The following is a 21,701-nucleotide window of genomic DNA, read 5'->3' as shown; positions in this document are numbered from 1 at the left end:
CGGGCCTGCCTGAAGGGTCGCGCCGGAACAGTCTTTAGATGAGAACGTTGACGTCCTGATCCACCAGCAGCGTCGTGCCATCCGTGCCGATGGTGTAGACATTGTAGATCTGCCCATCCACAAGCTGCGTGCCTGCGGCGGCGGCCCCCGCCACGGTCAGGGTGTCATCCGCGCCGCCATGCACCGTCAGCGTGTCAGAATTGCCCGACAACGCCTTTATGTTGGCTTCGGTCAGGTTGAGAGACACATCAGACGCATAGTCGAGGTTCAGGGCATCGACGTTGAACTGAGACAGGCCGGCGTGGTCCATTGTACCGCCGTTGACGGCATTGTCCTCCAGGACCACCAGGGTGCTTGAGGCATTGCCTGCCGTATCTTCGCTGGTCACAACAAGGTGGGTGCCGTCCGGCACCGGGGTCGAGAACGTGAACTCTGTGCCAAAGACGGGGTCTTGGGCAACCGCCGCCGCCGGAGAGCTGACCGCACCGCCGGTTTCGAGGGCGCTCACGGAATAGCTGTCGGTAACCCCTTCGGCGCTGATCCGGCGCACGTCGCCGCTTGAGAAGGTGACCGAGTCCACATCCGGTGTCGTGTACTCGGTGTCCACGGTGAAGCTTTCCGAAATGGAGCGGGTGTTTCCAGCGGCATCCGTCGCAACGATCGTTGCGTTGGTCACGTATTCGCCGCTCGGGATATCTGCCTCGGCAAAGGTCACACTCCAGTTGCCCGAGGCATCGACGCTGGCACTGCGCGTGACACTGCCGATGGACACCTCGACGCCAGAGCCCTGTTCCACGGTGCCGGTGAGGGTCACACCGGCCTTGCGCTCAGCCAGGTTGACCACATCGTCTGCGGTCTGGCTGGTCGCAACGCTCAGGGGGGTGACTTGCGTGTCAATGGTCAGAGTGTGAGATGTGCTTGCCGTGTTGCCCACTGCATCTGTCGCCTGCACGGTCACTGCGGCGTCATAACTGCCTGTGGGGATGTCCGAGGCGGCAAAGTTTGCGGTCCAGTTGCCCGAAGCATCAACAGATGCGGTTTTTGTGACGGACCCCAGTTGCACCAGAACGGCCGACCCCGGTTCCACGGTTCCGGTCAGGTCTATTCCGCCGCTGCGCTCGGCGGCGTTGACCGTATCGTCCCCGCCGACCTGTCCAGTGTCGACACTGACGGTGGTTTCAGTATCGATACGGACCGTGTGGTTGTGGGAGGAGCTGTTGCCTGCCGCATCTGTCGAGGTGATGGCAATCGTACTGTCGTAGGAGCCGCCGGTGATCTGACCTGCGCTGTAGTTGATCGACCAGGTGCCGTCATTTGCAACGGTGGTTGATCGTGTATGACCCTGAAACTGAACGATTATCGAAGCCCCGGCTTCCCCGGTGCCAGACAGCTGCACGCCGTCTGCCGCTTCGACTAGATTGACGATATCGTCTCCCTCGACGGTGTCGAGGGCGATCGGAGGCGCAATCGTGTCGACCTCCAGAACGTCATTGTAGCTTCTGCTGTTGCCTGCCGCATCGGTGGTCGTGATCACGATCGGAGTATCGTATTCGCCGGTCGGGATGTCGGCGGGATCGAAGGTGACGGACCATGTGCCATTGGCATCTACGGCCGTGCTTTGCGTGACACCGTTGACAAGCACATCCAGGCTGGCTCCGGGCTCGCCCGTGCCGGTGATGACCGGGCCGGCAGAGTGGTCTGCTGCATTGACAATGTCGCCTGTGGACTGGGTCCCGCTGGTGACATCGGCGACGGGTGCGGTGGTGTCCGGTGTCGAAGATGATCCACCGTTTTCGTCGTCATTCAGCACCACGGCTGTGCCGACCACCCCGGCTGCGGCGGCACCTGCGGCGCCAAACCCGCCAAAAAGCGGCGCAGCAAGCGGCGCGACCACGGGCTCGATCCGCTCCACATCCAGGAAGGCCAGATCGTCATAGGCGCTCCATTTGCCGGTGAGATCCAGGGTCTCGTAGCTGGCAAAGAGCATCCCGTCCGCTTTGTCTTCCAGAACGACTTCGATGAAGTCACCATTGGCGCTGAGGAAAAGGTTCTTTGCGCCGGTCGTCGAGAAGGCGTAGTAGTTTTCCAGAACAAGCGTCTCGCCATTGGCCAGCACGATGTGTAGATCCGCGCCGCGCTTGGCGTAGCTCTCGATCTCGGCCCGCTCCAGGTTGAGGGAGATGTCTTTGGCTCGACTAACGTCGAGATGAGCTGGAGATCCCTCAGGGAAGATTCCCTGAAACGTGGTTCCCGTCATGTCACGGGAAATATATCCGACAGTACTCATTTTCTGCTCGCCTATACGCATGGTGTCGCCGCTTCCGGGCGTTCACCTGGTTCATTGCCTGTATTCTTGCCTCAAGCGACCGTCTGAAGCGGCCTTAATTTATCATATATTGTGACTACTTTGGGGCTTGTGTCCAGTGAATGCATAGCGGGAAAACTCCCAAAACGCCCTGAATAGAGACCATCTTTCGTCAAAAATTATAATTTTAGACAAACTTGTAGCGTTTTGGTGTCAGTTCTTACCAAAAGGTTAACGACACCTGTCGCGCATACGGGGCTGCACGGCAGTCACGAATTGCGGTTGGCTTTCGGCCAGATTTCCTGTGACAGTAGCGGCCAGGGATGGCAGAGCAAATGGGGGAAAACGATGTCAGATGCACTCGTTGAGTATCAACGTCTGGCCGAAAATCTGAAGGTGGATGCGCTTGCGCTGGTGCCTGGGCCGAACTTCACGCGGGCGATAGGGCACAGCTTCATGAGCCACGAACGCCCCTTTGTCCTGATCATCCCCGCCGAAGGTGCGCCTGCGGCCATTGTTCCAAACCTGGAGCTTGGCTCGTGGGAAATGGTTGGATTTGAAGGCGCCGTTTTTGACTGGCGCGACCAGGACGGTTACGCGGCGGCCTTTGAAGCGCTTGCCTCTCATCGTCCAATGCGGCGTTTGGCCGTCGAAGGCCAAGTGATGCGCGTCTTTGTGCACCATGCCCTGAAACGGGCTATCCCGGATCTTGAGATCCTCGACGCAGAGCGTGAGATTTCAGGCCTGCGCATGATCAAGAGTGTGGGGGATATCGCGGCGCTTGAGGCGGCAATCCGGATCTCCGAAAGGGCGCTGGATCGCGTTCTGCGGGACGTGCGGATCGGTCAGACGGAAAAAGAGGTGGAGGGGGCGCTGATCCAGGCGCTCTTTGCCGAAGGGGCAGAGAGCCTCGCCTTTGGTCCCATCGTGGCCGCCGCAGACAACTCTGCCCGCCCGCACGCCCATGCGCGCAACGACTACCGCATCCGGCCGGGGGATGCGTTGCTGTTCGATTTCGGTGCGCGGAAGGATGGGTTCTGCGCCGATATCACCCGGACGGTTTTCGTCGGAGAGGTCAGCGATGAGGGACGCGCTGTTTACGATACGGTCTTGCGCGCCAACCTGGCCGGGCTTGAGGTGACCCGTGCAGGGGTGACGGCCCACGAGATCGACGACGTTGTGACGGGCGTGCTGGAAGCCTCGCCGTTTGCCGACCGCATTCGCACCAAGACAGGGCACGGGCTGGGCCGGGACGTGCACGAGGCTCCCTATATAATGCGCGGAAATCATCAGGTTCTGCCTGTGGGCACCGTCTACACAAACGAACCCGGCCTTTACGGAGACGGGAAATTCGGTGTGCGGATCGAGGATGACGTTCTGATCACGGAAGATGGCTGTCGAACTCTGACCACATTCCCCAAAGAGCTGATGATCGTCGGTTAGGCCGGGTGTTCAGGTGGCAGCCTTCAGCTGTCGCTGCAGCGAGGCCTTGGCATCCTGGATATGGGCATATGTCAGGCGCGCGGCTTCTTCGGCATCTCCGGATGCACAGGCGGCGAGGATGGCGCGGTGTTCATCGGTGCTGCGCGCCACGCCGCCGCTCATGACGAGTTGAGCGCGGATGTAGCGGTCGATCCGGTCAATGGCATTCTCGATGACCTGAATATGATAGGGCATGTCGCTGGCACTGTAGAGAATGCCGTGAAACTTGCGGTTCAATCCTCCCCAGTGCATGGGGTCATCTGTGGCGGCAAACCGATCCAGATACTCCTGTGCCTTGGTCAGGACTTCGGTGGACATATTGGGCACTGCTGCCCGGATCACGTCGGCCTCCAGTCGGGAGCGAAGGTCAAAGACCTCTCCGGCTTCCTGCATGGAGAGCGTGGCAACCACGGCCCCCTTGTAGCGCTGCGTCCTGACGAGGCCCTGTTGTTCAAGACGGTTCAGGGCTTCGCGGACGGGAAAGCGGGAGGTGTTGAAGGACTTGGCAATGTCTTCCTGCCGAAGCGGCTCGCCATCCTGCAAATCGCCTTCAATGATGGCCTTGCGCAGGGCCTCGAAGATAATCGTCGCTGCGCTGTCCCGCTTGGAAATGTCAGTGGTCGCGTATTTCACACCTGTGCCTCGTGAACCAGTCAGTCGCTGAACCGGCGTTTCCTATACAGAGCTTCTGCGTATCGGGCAAAGGGTCATGCTGCGGAAAAAAGGCACCACAGGCAAGATGCCTGCGGTGCCGGTCCTTTCAAATGAAAGGCTGCGGGGATCAGAACTCCACGACGGCGCGGATGGATTTACCTTCGTGCATCAGATCAAAGCCTTCGTTGATCTGGTCGAGCGACAGCTTGTGCGTGATCATCGGATCAATCTCGATCTTGCCGTCCATGTACCAGTCCACGATCTTGGGCACGTCGGTGCGGCCCGATGCGCCGCCAAAGGCCGTGCCGCGCCAGCTGCGCCCGGTGACGAGCTGGAACGGGCGCGTGGAAATTTCCGCCCCAGCGGGGGCCACACCGATGATGATGCTTTCGCCCCAGCCTTTGTGCGCGGCCTCAAGAGCGGTGCGCATGACCTGCACGTTACCGGTCGCATCGAAGGTGTAATCGGCGCCGCCACCGGTCAGCTCGACCAGATGCGCCACAAGATCGCCCTCGACCTCGGCCGGGTTTACAAAGTCGGTCATGCCAAAATGCTCGGCCATCTCCACCTTGCCGGGGTTGAGGTCGACGCCGACGATCTGGTCTGCACCCGCCAGTCGCAGGCCCTGGATCACATTGAGCCCGATGCCACCAAGGCCGAACACGATGGCGGTTGAGCCGATTTCGACCTTGGCGGTGTTGATTACCGCGCCGATGCCGGTGGTTACGCCGCAGCCGATGTAGCAGATCTTGTCGAATGGCGCGTCCTTGCGCACCTTGGCCAGCGCGATTTCAGGTACAACGGTGTGGTTGGCGAAAGTGGAGCAGCCCATGTAGTGGTGGATCGGGGTGCCATCCAGCATCGAAAACCGCGTGGTGCCGTCGGGCAAAAGGCCCTGACCTTGGGTCGCGCGGATCGACTGGCAGAGGTTGGTCTTGGGGTTGAGGCAGTATTCGCACTCACGGCACTCGGGCGTGTAAAGCGGGATCACGTGATCGCCGACCTCAAGGCTGGTGACGCCTTCGCCGACCTCGACCACGACGCCTGCGCCCTCGTGGCCAAGGATCGCGGGGAAGATCCCTTCGGGATCGTCGCCCGAGCGGGTGAATTCATCGGTGTGGCACAGGCCGGTCGCCTTGATCTCCACCAGAACCTCGCCAGCCTTCGGGCCTTCAAGGTTCACCTCCATGATTTCAAGCGGTTTGCCGGGGGCAAGGGCAACGGCGGCACGGGTACGGATCATTTTTGATTTCCTCGCTCTTGTTTGTGGGCCGAAACGCTGGCGGTGGTCCCTCGGTTCGCTCCTCGGTGACGGGCTCGTTCCAGTTGGACCGGCCCCCTCGGCTCCTCTTGACGATTAGCGTTACATTTCCCGCCCCAGCGGCGCAACCATCCCGCCTTCACGATTATCAGGGCGGGCGCACAGCTATTGTGCACAACCGCCTTATCGGGCCTCTTTTGCGTCATGGGTCGCCCTGGCTGGAGGGGGTAAAAAAATTCCGAGGCGCTCTTGACCTTCCCTTGACTGGAAGGTCCATATCCTGAGTCATACTCGAGAAGGCTGGAGGCCGACATGTCGAATGACAGATCGCATGACAGGGAAATCGCGCTTCAGATCACCGGGCTGAATTGCGCCGGATGCGCGGGGCGGGCCGAGCGCGCGCTGGCCGGTGTCGACGGTGTGCGCGCGGCATCGGTGAACCTGGCCACGGCAAAAGGGCAGGTCACGGCGGCGGCGGATGTGCCGATATCTGCTTTGACGGAGGTTCTGGAGTACGCAGGCTACCCTGCGGCCAAAAGCGCGGTGTCACTTCAGATCGAAGGTCTGAACTGCGCGTCTTGCGTGGGGCGCGTCGAGGCTGCGCTTGCCGCCGTGCCCGGGGTGCTCAGCGCGGATGTGAACCTCGCATCAGAGCGCGCCGAGGTCACCTATCTGACCGGTGCGGCCCGTGCTGCGGATCTGGCCCGTGCGGCGACCGATGCAGGATATCCGGCGCGCCTTCGCGGCGACGAGGTAGACGAGGCCGCGCAGGAGGCGGTGCGCAAGGCCGATGAAATCCGCGCGCTTGGCCTGCAGGTGCTGATTGCAGCGGTACTGGCTCTGCCGGTTTTTGCGATCGAGATGGGCGGGCATATGATCCCGGCTGTCCACCTTTGGGTGATGCAGGTGATCGGTCATCAAAACAGCTACTATCTGCAATTCGCGTTGACCACGCTGGTTCTGATCGGTCCCGGCCTGCAGTTCTATCGCAAGGGGTTTCCGGCCCTCCTGCGCGGCGCGCCCGACATGAATTCTCTGGTCGCGCTGGGGACATCGGCAGCCTATGTCTTTTCACTGATTTCGACCTTTGCGCCGCAGATCCTGCCCCACGGCACCGCCAACGTCTATTTTGAGGCGGCAGCCGTGATCGTGGTCTTGATCCTGACAGGCCGGTACCTTGAGGCGCGCGCAAAGGGGCGTACCGGCGCGGCTATCAAGGCGCTGATCGGCTTGCAGCCGAAAACCGCCCTGGTGGTCAGCGGCGATGACGCGATTGAAACCAAGGTCGATGAGATTGCCGTCGGCGACCTCATCCGGGTGCGCCCCGGTGAGCGGATCGCCGTCGATGGCGAGGTGGTTTCCGGCAGTTCCTATGTGGATGAAAGCATGATCACCGGCGAGCCGGTTCCGGTGCAGAAATCCGGTGGCGATGCGGTGACGGCGGGCACGATCAATGGCAACAGCCTGCTGGAATTCCGCGCTGTTAAGGTCGGCGGCGAGACCGTGCTGGCGCAGATCATCCGTATGGTGGAACAGGCGCAGGGCGCCAAGCTGCCGGTGCAGGGCATGGTCGATCGTATCACGCTGTGGTTCGTACCAGCGGTCATGGTTGCGGCGGCGCTGACCGTTCTGGTCTGGGCCTTTTTCGGCCCGTCGCCTGCCTTGCCCTTTGCGCTGGTGGCCGGGGTATCCGTTCTCATCATTGCCTGTCCCTGCGCCATGGGGCTGGCGACGCCGACCTCCATCATGGTGGGCATTGGCCGTGCGGCGCAGATGGGCGTTCTGTTCCGCAAAGGCGATGCGCTGCAGCGGCTCGAAGAGGTGCGCGTGGTGGCGCTCGACAAGACCGGCACCCTGACCGAAGGCCGCCCGGCCTTGCGCGATGTGATCTGCGCAGATGGGTTCGACCGTGATCAGGTACTGCGTCTTGTCGGTTCTGCCGAAACCGCCTCGGAACATCCCATCGCCCGCGCACTGGTTGCGGCGGCGGGCAAGGGGCTGCCTGCGGCCGACAGCGTCGAGGCGATCCCCGGCTTTGGTCTGCGCGCACGCGTAGAGGGACGCGAGGTCCTGATCGGTGCCGCCCGCCTGATGGAGCGTGAAGGCATCGCGATTGGAGATCTTGCAGGTCAGGCCAAAGCCCTGGCTGCGCGCGGGGAAACCGTGTTCTTTGCCGCCATTGACGGGCAGGCGGCGGCTTTGCTCTCGGTCGCGGACCCGGTGAAATCCGGCAGCGCCGACGCGATCCGGGCGCTCCACGCTCAAGGAATGAAGGTTGCAATGATCAGCGGCGATGGCGCGGCGACGGCGCAGGCGGTGGCAGAGGATCTGGGCATAGACCTCGTCGTGGCGGATTGCCTGCCGGGGGACAAGGTTGCGGCTCTGGAGACGCTGCGTGCGGACCATGGCGCGCTGGCTTTCGTGGGAGACGGGATCAATGATGCGCCTGCGCTGGCCGCGGCCGATGTGGGCTTGGCGATCGGCACCGGCACGGATGTTGCGATCGAGGCGGCGGATGTGGTGCTGGTCTCGGGCGATCTGCGGGGCGTGGTGAACGCCCTGACCGCCAGCCGGGCAACTTTGCGCAATATCCGCCAGAACCTGTTCTGGGCCTTTGGCTATAACGTCTTGCTCATTCCGGTTGCCTCGGGTGTTCTCTATCCCTTTGGCGGGCCGATGCTGTCGCCGGTGCTGGCGGCGGGGGCCATGGCCTTGTCCAGTGTCTTTGTGCTCAGCAATGCGTTGCGCTTGTACCGGCTGAAACCGGCCATACATGAAAAGGGTGCAACGAGCAGTGCAAGCGCACGCACCGGGATGAAGGAGGCGCAGGCATGAATATCGGAGATGTAGCAAACCGCTCGGGACTGCCCGCCAAGACCATTCGCTACTACGAGGATATCGGGCTCATCAAACCTCACCGCAGCGCAAACGGCTATCGCTGCTTTGAGGAGACGGATCTGCACAAGCTGGCGTTTCTTGGCCGTGCCCGCGCGCTGGGCTTCAGCATCGAGGATTGCCGCATGCTGATGGCGCTGTACGAGGACGAAAGCCGCGCCAGCGCGGATGTGAAACAACTGGCGCTGGAGCATCTGTCCAAGATTGAAGCCAAGATCGCCGATCTGCAGGCGATGCGCGATACCTTGACCGAACTGGTTCACTGCTGCGCAGGCGACAATAGGCCGGATTGCCCGATCCTGAAGGATCTGTCTGGGGAATTCTGTGCCGATCAGGGTGAAAAGGGATAGCCTCGGCACCGAACGGAAGGCCAGCCGGGACTGTCTGGGAGAAGCGGAAGATCGCGCGCGGCCGTGGCATGCTCTTGTCTGAAGCTCAGACAGCGCCGAGGGAGGAGCGGCTCGAAGCCCTGCCGCGCGCACGGTCTAAGTAGGTGCACTCAGGAAGATCGCAAGGGCAGAACGGTCAAAATGACGCAACGGCCCGCCACGAACTTCGGGCGGGCCGTTCAGGACTTGGTCGTGCTGGTTGATCAGGCCGGGCGCAGGTCAAGGATCTTGCGCGCTTCCTGCCAGGTCGCGACGGGACGCTCGTATTTCTCGCAGAGCTCCACCGCGCGTTTGACCAGCGCGGCATTGGACGGGGCCTTGGTGTTGCGATCCAGGCGCAGGTTGTCCTCAAGGCCCGTACGGGTGTGACCACCGGCGGCAATGGCCCACTCGTTGAGAACTATCTGGCCCGGGCCAATCCCTGCGCCGCACCATTCAGCATCGGGCGCGAGGCGTTTCACGGTCTGGACGTAGAAATCGAAGGTGTCCTTGTCCACCGGCATCGCGTTCTTCACGCCCATCACGAACTGCACGTAGAGCTTGCCGGGAATAGCGCCTTCGCGGCTCATCTTCACCGCCTGGTGGATATGGCTGAGGTCGAAGGCCTCGATCTCGGGCTTGACCTCATAGGTGCGCATTTCCGAGGCGAGCCAGTCCACCAGATCCGGCGGGTTCTCGTAGACGCGGGTGGGGAAGTTGTTGGACCCCACCGAAAGCGACGCCATGTCGGGGCGCAGGGACAGCATGCCACCACGCTCCTTGCCAGCGCCGGAACGGCCGCCCGTGGACAGCTGCACGATCATGCCGGGGCAGTGCTTGTTCAGCCCTTCCAGCAGGCGGCCGAATTTCTCGGGGTCCGAGGTCGGCGTCTGATCGTCGTTGCGCACGTGGCAATGGGCGATGGTCGCGCCCGCCTCAAAGGCTTCCTGAGTGCTTTCGATCTGCTCTTCGATGGTGATCGGCACCGCCGGGTTGTGTTCCTTGCGCGGCACCGAGCCGGTGATGGCCACGCAGATGATGCAGGGTTTGCTCAACTCTGTCTCTCCTCAGATGTCGAAGAATACGGTTTCATCTTCACCTTGCAGGCAAATGTCAAAACGATAAACCGTCTGGCCGTCCCGTTCGCTGCGCTTGGCGATCAAGGTTTTGCGACGTTTTTCCCATTCGATCAGGTTGATGATCGGATCGGCGGCGTTGGCTGCGGCTTCATCTTCGAAATAAAGGCGGGTGTTCAGGCCCACGTTGATGCCGCGTGCCACGATCCAGAGGTTGATGTGCGGGGCCATCATCTGGCCATTTCGCCCCATCACCGGGCCGGGCTTCACGGTTTCAAACGCCCATTCACCGGTTTCGAAATCGGTGATCACGCGGCCCCAGCCGCGGAAACCTTCCTCGACCTCACCGGCGTGTTCGGGGTGAGCGTAAACACCGGCGGCATTGGCCTGCCAGGCCTCTAGCAGAACGTCCTTCACCGGAGACCCGATACCGTCGATCACAAGGCCCTCGACCCGGATCCGCTCACCGGCGGCATTGGGGCCTGCGATGTCCTGGCCCAATTCCTGATCGTAGATCTGGAAGCCTGCAGCGCCCGGTGCCAGGCCGATATGGACGTAGGGACCAGCGGTTTGCGAAGGGGTTTCCTTCAGGTAGTCAAGCTGTTGTGGCATCAGTTCCCCTCCAGACGGTTTTCGAACAGGGTCGAGCGGCGACCGCGCAGCACGATGTCGAACTTGTAGGCGATGGTGTCCAGCGGAATGGTGGCGTTCATATCAAGGTGCGCAATCAGCTGTTCGATGGCGTCGGGATCGGGAATGGTTGCCACGATCGGGCAGGTCTTGATCAGCGGATCGCCCTCGAAATAAAGCTGGGTGATCAGGCGCTGGGCAAAGGCGGAGCCGAAGACCGACACGTGGATATGCGCCGGGCGCCAGTCGTTGACCCAGTTGCGCCAGGGATAGGCGCCGGGTTTCACGGTGCGGAAGTAGTAGTATCCGTTCTCATCCGTGATGGTGCGTCCGCAGCCGCCGAAATTGGGATCGATCGGCGCCAGGTAAGTGTCCTTCTTGTGGCGATAGCGGCCACCGGCATTTGCCTGCCAGATTTCCACCAGCGTATTGGGCACCGGGCGGGCGTTTTCGTCCAGAACCCGGCCGTGCACGATGATGCGCTCGCCAATCGGGCTTTCGCCGGGCTGGGCATAGTTCGAGATCAGATCGTTGTCTGTCGGCGCGATATCATTGTGGCCAAAACGCGGGCCGGTGATTTCGCTCGGCGTGTTCTCGAGGCTGATCAGCGAGAACTTGGGAGAGCGCGCCACCGAGGTCTTGTAGTCCTTGGCATAGGCGGGCGGATGCCAGCGACGGTCGCGCTGGTAATATTCCGCCATGGTCTGATTGGGTTTGGTCATGGTGGTTGTCCTCCTCAGGCCTTGGGCGCTTGGGCAGCGGCTTCGGCGTCCATTTCGGCGTAGGTTTGCTTGGCCAGTTTCAGGGCGTGATTGGCGCGGGGCACGCCCGCGTAGATCGCCACGTGTTGAAAGGCCTCGATCACATCCTGGCGGCTGGCGCCGGTACGGGCGGTGGCGCGGATGTGCATCGGGATTTCTTCGAAATTGCCCATCGCCGCCAGAAGGGCCAGCGTCAGCATCGAGCGTTCGCGGCGGCTGATGCCGTCTGACGCCCAGACAGTGCCCCAGGCGCCTTCCGTGATCAGGGTCTGAAAGGCCTCGTCCAGATCGGTTTTACCCGCCTCGGCGCGGTCCACATGGGCATCGCCCAGCACGGATCGGCGCACGGTCATCCCTTGGTCAAAGCGGCTCTCGCTCATCCCGTCCTCCTCAATCATGATGGAAGCCACTGTCGCATACCAAAAAAGATCTGTATAATGCTATGAATTGAATGTATTCATGCCGGATGTGATATGCGTTTATCTGCTGAGCTAAAGCTGCGTCATCTGGAGGTCTTTGTCGAAGTGGCCCGCCAGGAAAGCGTCACCCAGGCCGCCGAGGCGCTGGGCATGACCCAGCCGGCGGTGACCCGTACCCTGCGAGAGCTGGAGGGGGTAGTCGGCAAGCCGCTGGTGGAGCGGCACGGGCGCGGCATCCGCCTGTCCGCCTATGGCGAGATGTTCCGCGATCATGCCGGCCGTAGCCTTGCGCTGGCCCGTGACGGGGTTGCCATGCTGCGCGGGCTGGATGAGGCCGAGGGACCACGTGTTGCCATTGGTGCCTTGCCGACAGTTTCTGCCACGGTGGTGCCGGATGCGCTGGCGCAGCTTCGCGACGAGGGCAGCCACAGTCGGTTTTCCGTGGTTTCTGGCGACAACCGTTACCTGCTGGACCAGCTGCGCCGGGGCAATCTTGATGTGGTGGTGGGCCGTCTGCCCGCGCCGGATCATATGGTGGGCCTCGATTTCGACCCGTTGTTTCGTGAACGCGTGGTGGCTGTAGTGGCCGAGGGGCATCCTCTGGCCGGTGTTCCGCATTTGCCATCCGAGGCATTTGAGGACTATCCGGTGCTGATGCCCTCGGAGGGTTCGATCATCCGCCCGATGGTGGACCGCATGTTCCTTGAGCAGGGGCTCACCTTGCCGCGTTTTCCGATCGAGACGGTTTCGGCCACCTTCGGGCGCCGCTTCACGCTGCGCCACAGGGCGATCTGGATCATCAGTCACGGGGTGGTGCGCGCCGATCTGGAGGACGGCGTGCTCAGGCTTCTGCCGCTTAACACGGACAGCACGCTTGGTCCGGTTGGCCTCTGCATCCGCAGCGAACATCAGCTCTCGGCCGCGGCGGCCCGGTTCTGTTCTGCGCTGCGGGACGTCTGCGGGGCTTAGGCGCGTAGGCTGGCAAGGGCCATATCGGCCAGATCGTCCGCCACGGTCTTGCGAAAGTTCCGCTCGTCGCCGCGCCCCGGCTGATACCAGAAGACCGGAGAGTTCAGCGTCAGCATCAACCCTGCGACAGTGACCCTCAGCGTTCTGGGGGCAAAGGTGCCGTTTGCCATCCCGCGCGAGACCTGGGCGGCGAACAGCTGGGTGTATTGTCGCTGCTCGGCGCGCACCTGTGCCAGCAGGCCCTGTTCGGCGGCCTTGGAGGGCGTTTTGCCGCGGGCACCGGTGAAGGTCTGGAGAATCACCTTGTGGTAGGGGAGGGAGCGCAGCACCTCGTACACATGTGCCTGTGCCATACGATGCAGGCAAATCTCAGGGGCAAGTGAGTCGTCGATCACTGCATGGACTGCCCCATAGGTAAAACGCGCGGCCCGCAGTTGAACGGCCGCCAGCAGGGCGCCCTTGGAGGGAAAGTGATGGTATATCCTCCCCTTGGTCGATCCCAGGCTGCCCGCGATATCGTCGATCGAGGCGGCGTCTGCCCCTAACGTCATGAAACTATGGGCCGCCGCGTCCAGGATTTCGCTTTTCGAAGCACTGATTTGCTCTAACATCGTCGCAAGCCTGTCGTCTTATTCTTTCGGAGCACAGCGACCGGACGTGCCTGCCCTCCGTATGGTATCCGTACCGGCCAGCCAACAGAGCGGTCGCGCACAATAGGGGGGCATAGGCTCAAAATATAGCCGCTTTTTGCCATATTGACGCTGGGTCTTACCAATTGACAGAGGAAAAACATACTCAGTAGTCTGTTTTTAGACGCCAAGGGTTGTGCCGCTTGAGGAGGCATGGCGCAGCCCAGCAAAAAAAGGCGCTTTCGCTCGGCAATGACCGGGTCAGAAGCCGCTCATTTCGGGCGGAGGGAGGAAAATTTGGAAGTATTGCAGCTCCTGGTCAGCGGGCTTGCGAATGGCTGTGTCTACGGCCTGATCGCGCTCGGCTTCGTGCTGATCTACAAGGCCACCGAGGCGGTCAATTTCGCTCAGGGCGATTTCATGATGCTGGGGGCCTTTGTGACCCTTGGCCTCACCAACGCAGAATACATGGACCTGCCGTTCTGGATCGCGGCCCCGCTGGCGATTTCGATCATGGCGGTGCTTGGCTACCTGCTCGACTTTTTCATCTTGCGGCATCTGTTCGGTCAAAGTCAGACCGCCGTGGTCATCCTGACCATCGCGCTGGGCTTTGTGCTGCGCTTTGTCGCCGGTCTGATCTGGGGCCATGAGCCACAGACACTGGAAAGCCCGCTGGCACTGGGGGATGTGCAGCTGGGCGGCGTGGTGCTGGGCATGGCGGATGTCGCCGTGATCGTGGTGACCTTCCTGCTCACATGGTCGCTTTATCAGTTCTTCCAGCGCACCAAGCTGGGTCTTGCCATGCAGGCGGCAAGTCAGAACCAGATGGCGGCCTATTTCATGGGTATTCCGGTGCGCCGGGTGCAGGGTCTGATCTGGGGCCTGGCCGGGGCAACGGCGGCTGTGGCCGGGATCCTCTTTGCCTCCAAGGGCGCGATCGATCCCAATGCGGGCCTTCTGGGGATCAAGGCCTTTGCGGCGGCAGTCATCGGCGGGTTCGGCTCGCTTCCCGGAGCGCTCGCTGGTGGTCTGATCGTCGGCGTGATCGAACCCTTTGCGGCGCGCTACCTCGCGGCGGGCTATTCGCAGATCGCACCCTATGCGCTGCTTCTTGCGGTGCTGGTGTTCCGCCCGCACGGGCTGTTCAGCCAGGTCCGAGTGAAGAAGGTCTGATCTCATGCGCATTCATTTCAAAACCACCTACGAGCAGGACATCCGCCTGTTTCCCGATCTGTGGACGGCCTGCGTCTATGGCGCGCTGATCCTGCTGGCCTTTGCGCTGCCCTACCTGATCAACGAATTCTATATCGGTGAGGTCACCAACGTTCTGATCTGGGCCATTGCAGGGCTGGGTCTGATGCTGCTGACGGGGCAGACCGGGCAGGCCAGCCTTGGTCATGCGGCTTTTCTCGCAATCGGCTGCTATACGAACACAATCCTGATCGAGCAGGGCCTGCCCTTCATCATCGCCTTCCCGCTGGCGGGGATCATTACGGGCGTGGTCGGCGCAATCATCGCCATTCCCGCCCTGCGGCTGCATGGCATTTACCTTGCGATCGCTACAATCGCGCTGTCGATCCTGGCCGATGACATCATCGTTCTGCTCGAACCCTGGACCGGCGGCGTGTCGGGCAAGTTCCCCGAGATGATCACGATCTTCGGCTTCGAGATTGAACGCTGGACCATGCCAACCCGGTTCTACTACCTGGTTCTGGTCGTCACCATCATCTGCACGCTGTTCTATCGCAACCTGCTGCGCTCCCCCCTGGGCCGTGCCTTTGCGGCGGTGCGCGACAGTGAGGTTTCGGCCACCGCAATGGGCGTCCATATCGCCCGCACCAAGGCCACCGCCTTTGGCCTGTCCTGCATGATCACCGGCTGGGCCGGGGCCTTGATGGGCTACTACGCGGGCACCTTCAACAACGAGACCTTCTCGATCGTGATCTCCATCACGCTGTTGATGATGATCGTGATTGGCGGCCTCGGCTCTATCCACGGCGCGTTTTTCGGCGCGGTCGTGGTGGCCTTCCTGCCTCAGGGCCTGTCGATCCTGAAGGACAGCGTGGTCGGAGGCGGTGTTGCCATTCCGGGTCTTGAAACGGGCGTCTTCGGGATGATCCTGATCCTCTTCATCCTGTTCGAACCCATGGGCATCTATGGGCGCTGGCTGAAGATCCGCATCTGGTTCGAACTGTTCCCCTTTGCGCGCAAGGACATGTTCCGCCGCCAGAAATCCTACCTGAAGACGGAGCGTCTGAGATGAGCCTTCTGGAAATCAAGAACGCAACGCTGAAATTCGGCGGCGTGGTGGCCGTGAACGATCTGTCCTTCTCCGTCGAGGAAGGCGAGGTCTACGCCATCGTCGGGCCGAACGGGGCGGGCAAATCCACCGTCTTCAACCTGATCTCGCGGTTTTACGAGCCCTTCGCGGGGGAGTTCACCTTTGACGGGCAGAACCTGCTGGAGTGCAAACCGGACGAGGTTGCCGACCTTGGCATCGCGCGCACCTTTCAGAACATCGAACTGTTCGATCATGCAACGGTGCTGCAGAACCTGCTGGTGGGGCGGCATCGTCACCGCAAGAGCACCCTCATCGAAGAGCTGTTCTTTGCCCCGCGCGTGCGCGCCGAAGAGCACCGCCACCGCGAGGCGGTGGAAGAGGTGATCGATTTCCTAGATCTGCAGCCCTACCGTAACAAGATGATCGCGGGTCTGCCTTATGGCGTGCGCAAGGTGGTGGAGCTGGGGCGGGCGCTGGCCTCGGGACCACGGCTCCTCCTCTTGGACGAGCCGGCCTCGGGCCTGTCGGTCGAAGAGACGCAGGACATGCGCTGGTGGATCGATGACATCCGCAAACAGATGGGGATCACGGTGTTGATGGTCGAACATGACATGGGGCTGGTCTCGGGCGTGTCCGACCGGGTTCTGGCGCTGGCCGATGGCGCGAAACTGGCCGAGGGTACCCCGGCAGAGGTACAATCCAACCCGGCCGTGATCGAGGCCTATCTTGGCGCGGGAGCGGTCTGATGGGTGAGCCTTTGCTTGAAATCAAGAACCTCGAAAGCTTCTACGGGCCGATCATGGCGATCCGGGGCGTGTCGCTGAAGGTGGACAAAGGGCAGATCGTGACGGTCCTCGGGGCCAATGGCGCCGGGAAATCCACGCTTCTGAAGACGATCTCGGGAATCATGGACCCCGAAAAGGGCGAGGTCCTGTTCGCCGGCAGGCCCATTCAGGGCGAAGAGCCGCACAAGATCGTCAGCCGCGGCATCGTGCATGTGCCCGAGGGGCGCGAGGTTTTCCCGCTGCTGACGGTGAACGAAAATCTCAGCCTGGGTGCCTATACGCGCTCGGACAAGGCCGAGATCGAGCGCGACCGGGAAATGGTGTTCGACTACTTCCCGATCCTCGCCGAGCGGCGCGATCAGGAGGCGGGAACGCTTTCGGGCGGTCAGCAGCAGATGCTGGCGATCGGACGCGGGCTGATGCTGCGGCCCAAGATCATGCTGCTGGACGAACCCAGCCTTGGGCTGTCACCGCTGCTGGTGCAGGAGATCTTTGCGATCCTGCGCAGACTCAACGCCGAGGAACATGTGACCATGATGCTGGTGGAGCAGAACGCCCGCATCGCGCTGGAGCTGGCCGATGTCGGCTATGTGATGGAGATCGGCCGCATCGTGATGGACGGCACAGCCGACCGGCTGATGCAGTCAGAGGATATCCAGTCCTTCTACCTGGGCCATCAGGAAGAAGGCCAGCGCGGCGAGAAGCGCTGGAAGCGCAAGAAGACGTGGCGTTAAGGGGGGAAGGGATGAACATGCAAAACCTTGGACAGACCGCACACCCGCAGGTTCTCATCAATGGCGTGTCGTTCAATGCCGAGCCGGGCCAGCGCCCGGTCATGGTGGACGGCTGCACCACGATAACCCAGTTGTTCCAGCAGCGCTGCGCGGCGCTGGGAGGGCGAACCGCACATCGCGAAAAGGATATGGGCATCTGGAAAGCCTATTCCTGGAGCGACTACTGGAACCATGCCAAGTGGATCGGCCTTGGCCTGATGTCACTGGGCCTCAAAAGGGGCGAGGTGGTCTCGATCCTCAGCGAGGACCGGCGCGAATGGCTGTACTCCGACATGGGCATTCAGGGGGTCGGGGGCATCGCTTCGGGCGTTTACACGACCGACTCCGCCTCGCAACTGGCCTATCTGGTCAATGACAGCGACAGCCGGTTCCTGTTCGTGGAAAACGACGAACAGCTCGACAAATATCTGGAAATTGCCGATCAGGTGCCGGGTCTGGCAAAAGTCATCATTTACGAGCGCGAAGGGCTGCATGATCTCGATCATGAAAAGTGCCTGTTCATCGATGAGCTTTACGAGATGGGCAAAGCCTATGAGGCGCAGCATCCCGGTGCCTATGAGGCCGAAATCGCTAATACCCGGCCCGAGGATACCGCGCTGTTGATCTATACCTCCGGCACCACCGGCATGCCCAAGGGCGCGATGCTGAGCAACGAGAACATCCTGGCCTCAATCGAAGCCGGGGCGCGGGCGCTGGAATTCACGGGCAATGACGAACAGCTGTGTTTCCTGCCGCTCTGTCACATTCTGGAACGCAACGTGTCGGTCTACTTCCCGCTGGCGGCAACCAGCACGGTGAACTTTGCCGAAAGCCCTGAAACCGTGTTCGACAACATGCAGGAGGTGTCTCCCGCGACCTTCTTTGCGGTGCCGCGGGTCTGGGAAAAGATCTACTCCCGCGTTCTGGTGCTGGCGCAGGAGGCGACGCCCATTGGCCGCATGGCGTTTCATCAGGCGGTGAAGGCGGGGCGCAAGCGGGCCGAATACGTGATGCATGGCAAGCCCGTGCCCTCGGGCGTTGCGGCCAATTATGCGATCTGGGATTTTCTGGTCCTGCGCAACCTGCGCCGGATGCTGGGTATGGACAAGATGCGCCGGGGTGGCACCGGGGCGGCGCCAATCTCGCCCGAACTGCTGACCTGGTACTGGTCCATCGGCGTGCCGCTGATCGAAGGCTACGGGATGACCGAAAACGCGGGCCTGTCCACGACCAATACGTTCGATAGCAACGCCCCCGGCACGGTTGGCCCCGCGGTTCCGGGCGTGAAGCTGCGCATCGCAGAGGACGGCGAGATCCAGACCCTGGGGCTCAACAACTTTCAGGGCTACTGGCGCAACAACGAAAAGACCGCCGAAACCTTTACCGAGGATGGCTGGCTGCGCACGGGCGACGTCGGGAGGCTGGATGATCGGGGGAACCTGACCATCACCGGGCGGATCAAGGACATCATCATCACCGCAGGGGGCAAGAACATCACCCCGGCGGAAATCGAGAGCCGACTGAAGTTCAGCCACTATATCTCGGACGCGGTGGTGATCGGGGATGCGCGCAAATATCTCACCTGTCTGATCATGATCGATCAGGAAAATGTTGAGAAATTCGCACAGGACCGCAAGATACCATTCAGCGACTTTGCGTCGCTCTGCGCTGCGGAGGAGGTGGTGCAGCAGATCGGGGCAGAGGTCGAAGCGGTCAACAAGGAGTTCGCGCGGGTCGAACAGATCAAGGATTTCCGCCTGATCAACGTTCTGCTCACGGCCGAGGACGACGAGCTGACGGCGACAATGAAGCTGAAACGCAGCTTCGTGGAGAAGAAACACAAGGCACTGATCGACGACATGTACTGACGGCGCACATGGAAACAGACGCCGAACGCATATCCAGGGAGGAAGCGAAAATGAAGAAACTGACATCTGCGCTGACGGTATCGGCGATGGCCCTTGCGGGTGCAACCGCCGTCCAGGCCGAAACCCAGGGGGTTTCCGATACGGAAATCGTCATCGGCTCGGTCAACGATCTGAGCGGGATCTTTGCTGCGGTCGGGGTACCGGCCGTCAATGGCGCCAACATGCGTTTTGACGAACTCAACGCGGCGGGCGGCGTTCATGGGCGCCAGATCAAGTTCGTTGTGGAGGACAACGGCTATCAGATCCCGCGCGCGATGCAGGGCTACAACAAGTTGCTGAACCGCGACAAGGCCTTTGCCATGCTGCTGTCGCTGGGCACGCCGATGAATGTGGCGGGCTTCAAACTGATGGATCCCAAGGGTATTCCGAACCTTGGCCCGCTCTCCGCAGCGCGCCAGATGCTTCAGGATCCCATGGACAACAAGTTCATCGGTTTTTCCAGCTACTATGACCAGGTGCAGGTTGGCGTGAAGTACCTTGCTGGTGAGTTCGACTCCAAGGAAATCTGCTCGATGTATATTCCTTCCGACTTTGGCAAGGAAATCCAGGAAAGCACCCAGGATGTTGTCGGGGAACTGGGCCTGACCTATGCGGCAGAGACCTCGCACAAGCCCGACGAGCTGGACTTTGTCGGCTCGCTGACCAAGCTCAAATCGGCCGGGTGTGACGTTGTCACCATGGGGCTGGGTGTGCGTCAGGCCATCACGGTGGTCGGAACGGCCAAGAAGCTGGGTTGGACCGACGTGAAGTTCCTCAACACGTCTGCCGGTTTCCTTGATGTGGTTGCGGCGGTTCCGGGCGGCGTGACCGACGGCCTGTATGCGGCCTCCGGTTGGGTGAGCCTTCTGGCGCGCGCGGATCAGCCGGTGCCGGCAGCCTTTATCAAGGCCTATGAAGAGAAGTTCGGCCAGCCCGCCGGTGGCTTTGCGATGCTCGGCTATTCCGCCGCAGACACGGTCATCCGCGCACTTGAAGTCGCGGGCAGGGATCTCACGCACGAGAGCTTTCTCAAAGGGATGGAAAGCCTCACCTACTATGATGAGCTGACCGATGCGCAGATCAGCTACGGGGCCGACGATCACCGGGGCGCCGACGATATCGTGATTTCGATCGTCGAGAACGGCAAATGGAAAGAACTGAGCCGTCAATAAACTGATCTCAATCTGAGGTTCTGTGACCGGTGCGGTGTTCCGCGCCGGTCGTTTTTTTTCGAGTGGTGCCGTTTTGAAAAGATGCCGTCTCGGTTCTTCTTTACATAGTCGAACATTGCCCTATATAAATTCAGGTATGTGAATGTTAAGTGTGTCAGCGCTATTGGCTTATTTGCCGACCTGAAACACTTTTATAATCCACAAAAGCAAACGGTGCAGGGTGGGATCAACAGGATGAAACGGCGGGAATTTTTGCATGGTATTGCGGCGGGAGCTCTGGCGGCTGGAGGGCTTCCTTCGCTGACAAGGGCCAGCACGACGGCGAGTGGGGCTCTGACGGTCGGCGATATGACCATCCAGACTTTGTCGGATGGCAACCTTCTTCTGCCGAAGGGATTTCTGTTTCCGGATTTGTCGGATGAACAGCTCGATCCGATCCTGTCTCGCCACGGGATAACACAAGACCCACTGGAACCACCGCTGAACATTACGCTGTTGCGCCACGGCGATCGGGTCGTGCTGTTTGATGCAGGGTCGGGTCCTGCGTTTCAGGACAGCGCCGGACGGCTGCCCCTCGCGCTGGAACAGGCGGGAGTTACGCCGGACGAGATCACCCACGTCGTGTTCACGCATGCGCATCCGGACCATCTTTGGGGTGTTTTGGACGATTTCGATGATCCCCTGTTTGCCAACGCCGAACATATGATGGGTCAAAAGGAATGGGACTACTGGTTCGACCCGGAAACCATCGACACAATCGGGGACGAACGGGCCACCATGGCTGCCGGCGCCTACCGTCGCATGGAAATCCTTGAGGATCAGATCACACGCTTCAACGACGGTGAGGAGATCCTGCCGGGCGTGGCCGCGCGTGCGACCCATGGGCACACACCTGGTCACATGTCGTTTGAGCTGAGGTCCGGCAGTGAGAGCGTAATGGTCCTGGGCGACGCGATCGGCAACCATCACGTCAGCTTTGCACAGCCTTCATGGCATGTAGGAACCGACCATGATCCGGATATGGCCGCAGGAACGCGCGTCGGGCTCCTGGATCAGCTTGCGCATGATCAAATTCGAGTCATTGGCTACCATCTGCCCGACGGAGGGCTGGGGCAGGTTGTGCGCGCCAGCGATGGCTACAGTTTTATTCCGATTTGATTTTCAGAAAAGCAAAACTAATTGCTTAGAAGGGCTGCGCGGCAAGGTCTCCCGGATTGATGGAACGGGGGGATTTCTGAGCGAGAAACACTGGCTGCGCTGCAGGCAGTGGCATCCATCTTTGCATTTTGCACCCTTTAATTGTAAAAAATATCTGGTTGGGGTATTCGGTTGGT

At 61.1% G+C, this 21,701-nt stretch carries 19 protein-coding genes; 11 read left to right on the top strand and 8 right to left on the bottom strand.

Annotated elements, in window-relative coordinates; translation table 11 throughout:
- Positions 1–34 precede the first annotated feature (34 nt).
- The gene (locus AADA15_RS10460; RefSeq protein ID WP_341641505.1) at positions 35–2,287 is read right to left on the bottom strand and encodes an Ig-like domain-containing protein; all 2,253 of its coding nucleotides are present in this window, start codon (positions 2,285–2,287) and stop codon (positions 35–37) included.
- Between the two features lie 366 nt (positions 2,288–2,653).
- Here AADA15_RS10460 and AADA15_RS10455 point away from each other — a divergent pair, with 366 nt between their 5' ends.
- On the top strand, positions 2,654–3,748 hold the full coding sequence (locus AADA15_RS10455; RefSeq protein ID WP_341641504.1) for a M24 family metallopeptidase: 1,095 nt from the start codon (positions 2,654–2,656) through the stop codon (positions 3,746–3,748).
- Between the two features lie 9 nt (positions 3,749–3,757).
- Here AADA15_RS10455 and AADA15_RS10450 read toward each other — a convergent pair whose 3' ends face one another.
- On the bottom strand, positions 3,758–4,420 hold the full coding sequence (locus AADA15_RS10450; RefSeq protein WP_341641503.1) for a GntR family transcriptional regulator: 663 nt from the start codon (positions 4,418–4,420) through the stop codon (positions 3,758–3,760).
- 148 nt (positions 4,421–4,568) lie between these two features.
- Positions 4,569–5,684 (bottom strand): S-(hydroxymethyl)glutathione dehydrogenase/class III alcohol dehydrogenase, encoded by a 1,116-nt coding sequence (locus tag AADA15_RS10445; protein WP_341641502.1) that lies wholly within the window; start codon positions 5,682–5,684, stop codon positions 4,569–4,571.
- A gap of 330 nt (positions 5,685–6,014) precedes the next feature.
- Here AADA15_RS10445 and AADA15_RS10440 point away from each other — a divergent pair, with 330 nt between their 5' ends.
- Together AADA15_RS10440 and cueR are read left to right on the top strand one after the other, a co-directional pair.
- Positions 6,015–8,537 carry a heavy metal translocating P-type ATPase gene (locus tag AADA15_RS10440; protein WP_341641501.1) on the top strand — a complete coding sequence of 841 codons (2,523 nt, stop codon included), beginning with the start codon at positions 6,015–6,017 and terminating at the stop codon, positions 8,535–8,537.
- On the top strand, positions 8,534–8,947 hold the full coding sequence (gene cueR, locus AADA15_RS10435) for a Cu(I)-responsive transcriptional regulator (RefSeq protein ID WP_341641500.1): 414 nt from the start codon (positions 8,534–8,536) through the stop codon (positions 8,945–8,947). The genes AADA15_RS10440 and cueR overlap by 4 nt, the downstream gene beginning before the upstream one ends.
- 242 nt (positions 8,948–9,189) lie before the next feature.
- Here the strand turns inward: cueR and AADA15_RS10430 are convergent, their stop codons facing one another.
- From AADA15_RS10430 to pcaC, 4 genes are read right to left on the bottom strand one after another with little or no spacing between them, the layout of a single operon-like run.
- Positions 9,190–10,020, bottom strand: a complete 831-nt coding sequence (locus AADA15_RS10430) for a 3-oxoadipate:acetyl-CoA acetyltransferase (protein WP_341641499.1) — start codon at positions 10,018–10,020, stop codon at positions 9,190–9,192.
- 12 nt (positions 10,021–10,032) lie between these two features.
- The gene (pcaG, locus tag AADA15_RS10425) at positions 10,033–10,653 is read right to left on the bottom strand and encodes a protocatechuate 3,4-dioxygenase subunit alpha (RefSeq protein ID WP_341641498.1); all 621 of its coding nucleotides are present in this window, start codon (positions 10,651–10,653) and stop codon (positions 10,033–10,035) included.
- Positions 10,653–11,393, bottom strand: coding sequence for a protocatechuate 3,4-dioxygenase subunit beta (gene pcaH / locus AADA15_RS10420; protein ID WP_341641497.1), 741 nt, complete (start codon positions 11,391–11,393; stop codon positions 10,653–10,655). Before pcaH ends, pcaG begins: the two co-directional genes overlap by 1 nt.
- A gap of 14 nt (positions 11,394–11,407) precedes the next feature.
- The gene (pcaC, locus tag AADA15_RS10415) at positions 11,408–11,812 is read right to left on the bottom strand and encodes a 4-carboxymuconolactone decarboxylase (protein ID WP_341641496.1); all 405 of its coding nucleotides are present in this window, start codon (positions 11,810–11,812) and stop codon (positions 11,408–11,410) included.
- Between the two features lie 93 nt (positions 11,813–11,905).
- Between pcaC and pcaQ the strand changes: the two genes are divergently transcribed.
- Positions 11,906–12,820, top strand: a complete 915-nt coding sequence (gene pcaQ / locus AADA15_RS10410; protein ID WP_341641495.1) for a pca operon transcription factor PcaQ — start codon at positions 11,906–11,908, stop codon at positions 12,818–12,820.
- Here the strand turns inward: pcaQ and AADA15_RS10405 are convergent.
- Complete coding sequence (locus AADA15_RS10405) at positions 12,817–13,431, bottom strand: TetR/AcrR family transcriptional regulator (protein ID WP_341641494.1); 615 nt, start codon at positions 13,429–13,431, stop codon at positions 12,817–12,819. The genes pcaQ and AADA15_RS10405 overlap by 4 nt on opposite strands.
- Positions 13,432–13,746: 315 nt before the next feature.
- Between AADA15_RS10405 and AADA15_RS10400 the strand changes: the two genes are divergently transcribed.
- The 7 genes from AADA15_RS10400 to AADA15_RS10370 all read left to right on the top strand — a co-directional run bounded on the left by AADA15_RS10400 (position 13,747) and on the right by AADA15_RS10370 (position 21,525).
- The gene (locus tag AADA15_RS10400) at positions 13,747–14,622 is read left to right on the top strand and encodes a branched-chain amino acid ABC transporter permease (protein WP_341641493.1); all 876 of its coding nucleotides are present in this window, start codon (positions 13,747–13,749) and stop codon (positions 14,620–14,622) included.
- 4 nt (positions 14,623–14,626) lie between these two features.
- Positions 14,627–15,712 (top strand): branched-chain amino acid ABC transporter permease, encoded by a 1,086-nt coding sequence (locus AADA15_RS10395; protein WP_341641492.1) that lies wholly within the window; start codon positions 14,627–14,629, stop codon positions 15,710–15,712.
- Positions 15,709–16,476: an ABC transporter ATP-binding protein gene (locus AADA15_RS10390; protein WP_192965887.1), complete on the top strand. Its 768-nt coding sequence runs from the start codon at positions 15,709–15,711 to the stop codon at positions 16,474–16,476. Before AADA15_RS10395 ends, AADA15_RS10390 begins: the two co-directional genes overlap by 4 nt.
- Positions 16,476–17,249, top strand: a complete 774-nt coding sequence (locus AADA15_RS10385) for an ABC transporter ATP-binding protein (protein WP_341641491.1) — start codon at positions 16,476–16,478, stop codon at positions 17,247–17,249. The genes AADA15_RS10390 and AADA15_RS10385 overlap by 1 nt, the downstream gene beginning before the upstream one ends.
- A gap of 11 nt (positions 17,250–17,260) precedes the next feature.
- Positions 17,261–19,156, top strand: a complete 1,896-nt coding sequence (locus AADA15_RS10380) for an AMP-dependent synthetase/ligase (RefSeq protein ID WP_341641490.1) — start codon at positions 17,261–17,263, stop codon at positions 19,154–19,156.
- A 50-nt stretch (positions 19,157–19,206) separates the two neighbouring features.
- A complete protein-coding gene (locus AADA15_RS10375) occupies positions 19,207–20,367 on the top strand; it encodes an ABC transporter substrate-binding protein (protein WP_341641489.1) in 1,161 nt (386 codons plus the stop codon).
- Between the two features lie 348 nt (positions 20,368–20,715).
- Positions 20,716–21,525, top strand: coding sequence for an MBL fold metallo-hydrolase (locus AADA15_RS10370; protein ID WP_341641488.1), 810 nt, complete (start codon positions 20,716–20,718; stop codon positions 21,523–21,525).
- The last annotated feature ends 176 nt before the right edge of the window (positions 21,526–21,701 follow it).

Origin of the sequence: Phycobacter sedimenti (genome assembly GCF_038148855.1) — a bacterium.
GTDB lineage: Bacteria > Pseudomonadota > Alphaproteobacteria > Rhodobacterales > Rhodobacteraceae > Phycobacter > Phycobacter sedimenti.
The sequence above is the reverse complement of the archived record's forward strand: the minus strand, read 5'-3'. Positions and strand labels throughout refer to the sequence as shown.

Coding starts and splice junctions, on each gene's coding strand:
- AADA15_RS10460 (WP_341641505.1), bottom strand. CDS start 2,287: ATGAGTACTGTCGGATATATTTCCCGTGACATGACGGGAACCACGTTT.
- AADA15_RS10455 (WP_341641504.1), top strand. CDS start 2,654: ATGTCAGATGCACTCGTTGAGTATCAACGTCTGGCCGAAAATCTGAAG.
- AADA15_RS10445 (WP_341641502.1), bottom strand. CDS start 5,684: ATGATCCGTACCCGTGCCGCCGTTGCCCTTGCCCCCGGCAAACCGCTT.
- AADA15_RS10440 (WP_341641501.1), top strand. CDS start 6,015: ATGTCGAATGACAGATCGCATGACAGGGAAATCGCGCTTCAGATCACC.
- cueR (WP_341641500.1), top strand. CDS start 8,534: ATGAATATCGGAGATGTAGCAAACCGCTCGGGACTGCCCGCCAAGACC.
- pcaG (WP_341641498.1), bottom strand. CDS start 10,653: ATGCCACAACAGCTTGACTACCTGAAGGAAACCCCTTCGCAAACCGCT.
- pcaH (WP_341641497.1), bottom strand. CDS start 11,393: ATGACCAAACCCAATCAGACCATGGCGGAATATTACCAGCGCGACCGT.
- pcaC (WP_341641496.1), bottom strand. CDS start 11,812: ATGAGCGAGAGCCGCTTTGACCAAGGGATGACCGTGCGCCGATCCGTG.
- pcaQ (WP_341641495.1), top strand. CDS start 11,906: ATGCGTTTATCTGCTGAGCTAAAGCTGCGTCATCTGGAGGTCTTTGTC.
- AADA15_RS10405 (WP_341641494.1), bottom strand. CDS start 13,431: ATGTTAGAGCAAATCAGTGCTTCGAAAAGCGAAATCCTGGACGCGGCG.
- AADA15_RS10395 (WP_341641492.1), top strand. CDS start 14,627: ATGCGCATTCATTTCAAAACCACCTACGAGCAGGACATCCGCCTGTTT.
- AADA15_RS10390 (WP_192965887.1), top strand. CDS start 15,709: ATGAGCCTTCTGGAAATCAAGAACGCAACGCTGAAATTCGGCGGCGTG.
- AADA15_RS10385 (WP_341641491.1), top strand. CDS start 16,476: ATGGGTGAGCCTTTGCTTGAAATCAAGAACCTCGAAAGCTTCTACGGG.
- AADA15_RS10380 (WP_341641490.1), top strand. CDS start 17,261: ATGAACATGCAAAACCTTGGACAGACCGCACACCCGCAGGTTCTCATC.
- AADA15_RS10375 (WP_341641489.1), top strand. CDS start 19,207: ATGAAGAAACTGACATCTGCGCTGACGGTATCGGCGATGGCCCTTGCG.
- AADA15_RS10370 (WP_341641488.1), top strand. CDS start 20,716: ATGACCATCCAGACTTTGTCGGATGGCAACCTTCTTCTGCCGAAGGGA.